This window comes from Streptomyces sp. NPDC050743 (assembly GCF_044456925.1).
Taxonomy (GTDB): Bacteria; Actinomycetota; Actinomycetes; order Streptomycetales; family Streptomycetaceae; genus Streptomyces.
Genome location: NZ_JBITGJ010000249.1, coordinates 1 through 4,381, shown reverse-complemented (window position 1 = coordinate 4,381; position 4,381 = coordinate 1). Strand labels below are relative to the sequence as shown.

Annotated in this window: 6 protein-coding genes and 1 tRNA gene; all 7 read right to left on the bottom strand. The window is 68.0% G+C overall.

All coding sequences use genetic code 11. The annotated features are described in order from the left end of the window. Positions 1–1,688 precede the first annotated feature (1,688 nt). The 7 genes from ACIBJF_RS52355 to ACIBJF_RS52325 all read right to left on the bottom strand — a co-directional run bounded on the left by ACIBJF_RS52355 (position 1,689) and on the right by ACIBJF_RS52325 (position 4,226). On the bottom strand, positions 1,689–1,811 hold the full coding sequence (locus ACIBJF_RS52355; RefSeq protein ID WP_399184951.1) for a hypothetical protein: 123 nt from the start codon (positions 1,809–1,811) through the stop codon (positions 1,689–1,691). Positions 1,812–2,138: 327 nt separating this feature from the next. Beyond that, positions 2,139–2,324 carry a hypothetical protein gene (locus ACIBJF_RS52350; protein WP_399184950.1) on the bottom strand — a complete coding sequence of 62 codons (186 nt, stop codon included), beginning with the start codon at positions 2,322–2,324 and terminating at the stop codon, positions 2,139–2,141. A gap of 78 nt (positions 2,325–2,402) precedes the next feature. Further along, the gene (locus tag ACIBJF_RS52345; protein ID WP_399184949.1) at positions 2,403–2,780 is read right to left on the bottom strand and encodes a fic family toxin-antitoxin system, toxin component; all 378 of its coding nucleotides are present in this window, start codon (positions 2,778–2,780) and stop codon (positions 2,403–2,405) included. Beyond that, complete coding sequence (locus tag ACIBJF_RS52340; RefSeq protein WP_399184948.1) at positions 2,780–3,019, bottom strand: hypothetical protein; 240 nt, start codon at positions 3,017–3,019, stop codon at positions 2,780–2,782. The genes ACIBJF_RS52345 and ACIBJF_RS52340 overlap by 1 nt, the downstream gene beginning before the upstream one ends. A 308-nt stretch (positions 3,020–3,327) precedes the next feature. After that, a tRNA-Met gene (locus ACIBJF_RS52335) sits at positions 3,328–3,404 on the bottom strand. Between the two features lie 49 nt (positions 3,405–3,453). Further along, positions 3,454–3,657 (bottom strand): cold-shock protein, encoded by a 204-nt coding sequence (locus tag ACIBJF_RS52330; RefSeq protein WP_356317676.1) that lies wholly within the window; start codon positions 3,655–3,657, stop codon positions 3,454–3,456. A gap of 161 nt (positions 3,658–3,818) precedes the next feature. Further along, positions 3,819–4,226, bottom strand: a complete 408-nt coding sequence (locus tag ACIBJF_RS52325; protein WP_399184946.1) for a hypothetical protein — start codon at positions 4,224–4,226, stop codon at positions 3,819–3,821. Positions 4,227–4,381 lie beyond the last annotated feature (155 nt).

Here is a 4,381-nt window from a genome sequence, read left to right as displayed (position 1 = left end):
TCGCCACGGCGAGCCTTCTGTACGTGCGCATGTGTCTCCTTGATCGCGTACACACAGGAGACACACGGCGGCACGGGAGAGTTGTACGGCGAGGGGGCCCCCCCCCGGGGCGGCCCGCGGCGGGGGGCCCGGGGGCCGTACCGGCACCCGGGCCCCGAGCTTTCAACACCATCTACCGGCACACCGTGCCGGCCCTCTTTGTCCGCAGCCTCCGCCTGGGAGGGCGGGGCTGCGGGGATCGCGTATGCGTGACCGGGGACCACCTTCCAATCCGGGGCCTGCGGTACCCGGGCGGACTTCTTCCTCGCCCGGGCGATCCTGATGGCGTCCTGCTCCTTACCTTCGGTTACTCGGTTGTACTGCTGGATACTTCGGGTACTGCTCGCGGCTCCTGAGGGCCGCGTCCTGCTTGGCCTGCATGCCGGCAGTTCATGTCTGCCGTGCCTCATCGACCTCTTGAGTACAACAGAAACGGTAACCCTGCGACGGGGCAATGTCTACTGTGACCGCAACAGATTTTACTCAGAGACGATGCATGCAATTCTGCCGTAGGTACACCTCAAAGAGTGATCTACTGGGGTGAATCCCTGCTCGGCGGGCCCACGCTGTACCCGGCGACACAACCGATCCAGGGCGCGGTGGCAGCGCGGGTCCGACACGCAGACGGCGCACACGCAGGCCACCAGGCACCTGTGGTTGGTGAGGGTGACGGCCCCGCCGGAATCGCTCATGCTCGTGACGTCGCCAGCGCCTTCGCCGAGGGTCTCGAACCGGCTCCGGCCGCGGGGACGGCCAGACCCTTCCCCTCGTGGTCTCCGAGCTCACCACCAACGCCCTGCGCCGCGGCGGCGACCGGTACACCCTCGAACTCGTGGCCACCGACGATGCGCTGAACGTCGCCGTCAGCGACCTCAGTCCTGCACCTTTGCGGGAGCGTGGCCCCGACCTCAACGGGGGCGCCGGCGGGTTCGGATGGCAGATGGTCCGCCGACTTACCAACAAGGTGACGATCGCCCCCGGCCGGCCCCGGACGGGGCAAGACCATCCGCGTGCGCCTGCCGCGGTGATCTGCCTTGGCAGGCTCCGACGGGAACGTGATCCGAACCGGAAACGGCATTGCCGCCGGAAACCCTCGCCTCAGCCGACTGAGCCCCGCGGTCCGGTCGTTGGCCATGGCCGGCTGCGCCGCCTGAAGGGGTCGCTTTCCCGGAACAGACCGCAGTGTGCAGCTTCATCTGCACCGAATCCTTCAGGTTGCTCACCGAGCCATGCTGTGGGGGACGGCCGGTTCCAGCCAGAGGTTGCGGTAGTCGTTCGGGTCGCCTCCGAGCTGAAGCGAAATGAGGTGGTCGTACTTGGTGGCTCTGCGACTGTGACAGCGGATGTACGTGACATTGGACAGCATCCTGGCACGGCCGTGTTCGCGATGTTCGTGGGAAGCGACAACACCGTCTGGCCTGAGGTCCGAGTCTCGTCGTGTCAGTTCCCTGCTTGCCCGGTCCCGATGGTCAGCCCGGGCGCGACAAGAGCGAGCCAGCGGGCGCGGGCCGTGGGTGACTGATCGGTGGGCGCCGTGGAGAACAGCAGGTACACGTCGATGACAGTGATGTCGGGGTGGATGTCGCCGTCGTGGCCTGGCCGGCGCAGATAAGGGTAGCTCGCCCGGCTCCATCCGTTCCGGAACCGCTTCAGCGCGGTGTCGATGTCGGCTCCAGCGTCGCGCGGACGTGGGTGGTGACGGCGGCGATGTCGCCCGGGTCGGTCAGGTCGGCCGCCCAGGTGGCCGCGACCGGTCCAGCCTCAACGATCACGGCCACGGTCGGCGCCGGCAGCCGCAAACCTCGCGCAGCCCGGCCGACCGGTGTGCCACGACCTGGCGCTCGTGCTCCGCCCGCTCCTTACAGCCGCACGTGCTGCATCGCGGCGGGCCTGTTCCGCGGCCTGCCCGCGTCGCCACACGAAGTCTTCCGCCTCGATAGCGGCCTGCTCGCTCAGCCGGTTCTCGAGGACCGAGCTGTGCTCGCCGGCACCGAGGCTGGGCAGCTCATGGTCGTTCTCCGCGGCGATCCGGGCGCAGCGGGCGCCGAAGGTGGATCACGCGGCCGCAGTTCTCTCACTGCCGGGCATCTCGCCGCCGCTCATGTCGCGACAAGCTCCCTGGTGAACAGGCGCTGCGCCGACCGCTGGCCGTACCGGGCGATGTGGTCGCGGACGATCCGGTGGTGTGTGCGGCGAGCGCGCGGCGCGGTCATCGCCCGCCACAGGAACCCGCCCACCCCGGCCGCCACCCGGCCTATGCCGCTGAGCACCGAGCCCACATCCATCTACGCTTCCCCCCTCGTGGTTGGTGTCCTGCCGCAGCGAGGCCCGCCCCAGTGTGCGGGGCGGGCCAGCGAGTCGTTTCAGGTGGTGGTGGGCCAGGCCCGCAGCAGGGCGGCGATCTTCCCGGCCGTGCAGGCCGGATCCAGGAGCAAGTCTTTGAGGGCGATGGCGTCCTCGCGACCGGGTTTGACTGTGATTCCGGCGGCCTCGAGGTACATGACGCCGGATGCGGCGGCGACGGCGAGGTTGGACCGCTCCAGCCAGCGGCAGCGGCCCAGCGTGTGCACCAGGGCGGCGGCCTTGGCGTAGGGGCCGTCGTAGACGGCCTGCTCGAACAGTGCGGCGCGGTGGCGGGCCACCGCCGAGATGGGAACGCCGTAGTCGTCAGGTGCCGGATCGTTTGCTCCGGCCACCTCGGCAACCTGCAGGATCCAGGGCACGTCGATGTTCAGATCCATCAGGCGGCGCGTGCTCCCCGCGGTGGCTGCTGGGCGTCCTCGGCTTCGTCGAAGACGCTCTGATGTTCGGCCAGGAAGCGGGCGGCTGCGTCGACCGCGCGGGCGCGCAGGCCGCTGGCGTCATCCTGCACGAGACGGGCGAGGTAGTCGCCGATGCTCAGTCCGAGGTCGGCGGCGCGTTTCTTTGCGAGTTCTGCGACGTCTTCATCCACGCGCGCGCCCAGCTGTGTCTTCGCCATACCAGCATGGTAACAGATGTTACCACGGGAGGGGGCGACAGCGGCGGCAGGTGCATCCTCCGTCCGGTTCCCGTTGAAGAGGGCTGAGCGTACATGATCGTCGGGGAATCGCCTGACGGGCGTTTCATACGTGCTTCAGCGAGCCAGACGCCGATCCTGACGGTGTCACCGCCGACACGGATGGTCTGGCGGGCAGTGGGTCGCGGGCCTGCGCGGTGCAGGAAGAGCTCCAGCAGGTGGACGGTCGGGGCGAAGGTGCGGCGAGCGGGGCGACGCAGAAGGGGCCCGCGCTTGCGGGCCCCTTCTTCTGGTAGCGGGGACAGGATTTGAACCTGCGACCTCTGGGTTATGAGCCCAGCGAGCTACCGAGCTGCTCCACCCCGCGTCGGTGATGCCACTGTACATGGTGGATCATGCGGGACTCGCCTCGGGCGTCAGCCGCCGCGGACGATGTTCTCCGCCTGGGGGCCCTTCTGGCCCTGGGTGACGTCGAAGGTGACCGTTTCTCCCTCAACCAGTTCCCGGTATCCGTTGCCCGTGATGTTGGAGTAGTGCGCGAAGACGTCCGGTCCGCCGTCCTGGGCGATGAAACCGAAGCCCTTCTCGGCGTTGAACCACTTCACAGTGCCGCTGGCCATACTGCCGTCCTTCGCTCTCGCTGGGATGCCTCAGCTGGGTGAGACGGGGGCCTTCCAAGGAGAAGACACCCGGCATCCGTCCTACCCCACTCGCAGTCCGGTTATACGATCACTAAGCCCCCACCCGCTCTCGGCCGGTATCGGCGGCAGTACGCGATGGATCAGAGCACCGCAGCCGAGTAGGCGGTGCCGGTTCCGATCTCCAGCACGTTCATGTCCGGCTCCACCTGGAGGTCCTCGAGCATGCGCAGCACGAGTGAGGGGAGCGTGCTCGAGCTGGTCGGTTCCCGCATGATCTCGCCGCGGATGTCCGTCGGCTTGATCGTGCCCGCGATCTGCGTCCCCAGGGATTCGTCGGCGTAGCAGGCCTCGAGCCAGCCGTCCCCGTGCTCCAGGACAGGGGTCCAGGCGGTAGGCGATGAGCCGGGCACCACGCGGAAGAACCCTTTGCGGAGGAACCCGTGCCTGGGTACTGCCGCGGCGGCGTCCTTCCACGGTTGTGTGCGCAGGGAGCCACTGGCGGTCATGCTTTCGATGAGCTGACGGAGGAGCTGTTCGTGGTTGCTCACGGCTTCCTTTCCAGTAGGTCGGCCAGGGCTGCGCACATCGGCAGGCCGGTCTCCAGCCAATGAGCCTTTCCCGGTAAGCGATCATGCCTGTGTGTGATCGTTCAGATGGTGCGGTCGTATTCGAGCTGGAGCAGGACGAGGGCTGCGGCGGCGAT

Excerpts from the sequence above, each read along its gene's own strand:
- ACIBJF_RS52350 (WP_399184950.1), bottom strand. The coding sequence starts at position 2,324 with ATGGATGTGGGCTCGGTGCTCAGCGGCATAGGCCGGGTGGCGGCCGGG.
- ACIBJF_RS52345 (WP_399184949.1), bottom strand. The coding sequence starts at position 2,780 with ATGGATCTGAACATCGACGTGCCCTGGATCCTGCAGGTTGCCGAGGTG.
- ACIBJF_RS52340 (WP_399184948.1), bottom strand. The coding sequence starts at position 3,019 with ATGGCGAAGACACAGCTGGGCGCGCGCGTGGATGAAGACGTCGCAGAA.
- ACIBJF_RS52330 (WP_356317676.1), bottom strand. The coding sequence starts at position 3,657 with ATGGCCAGCGGCACTGTGAAGTGGTTCAACGCCGAGAAGGGCTTCGGT.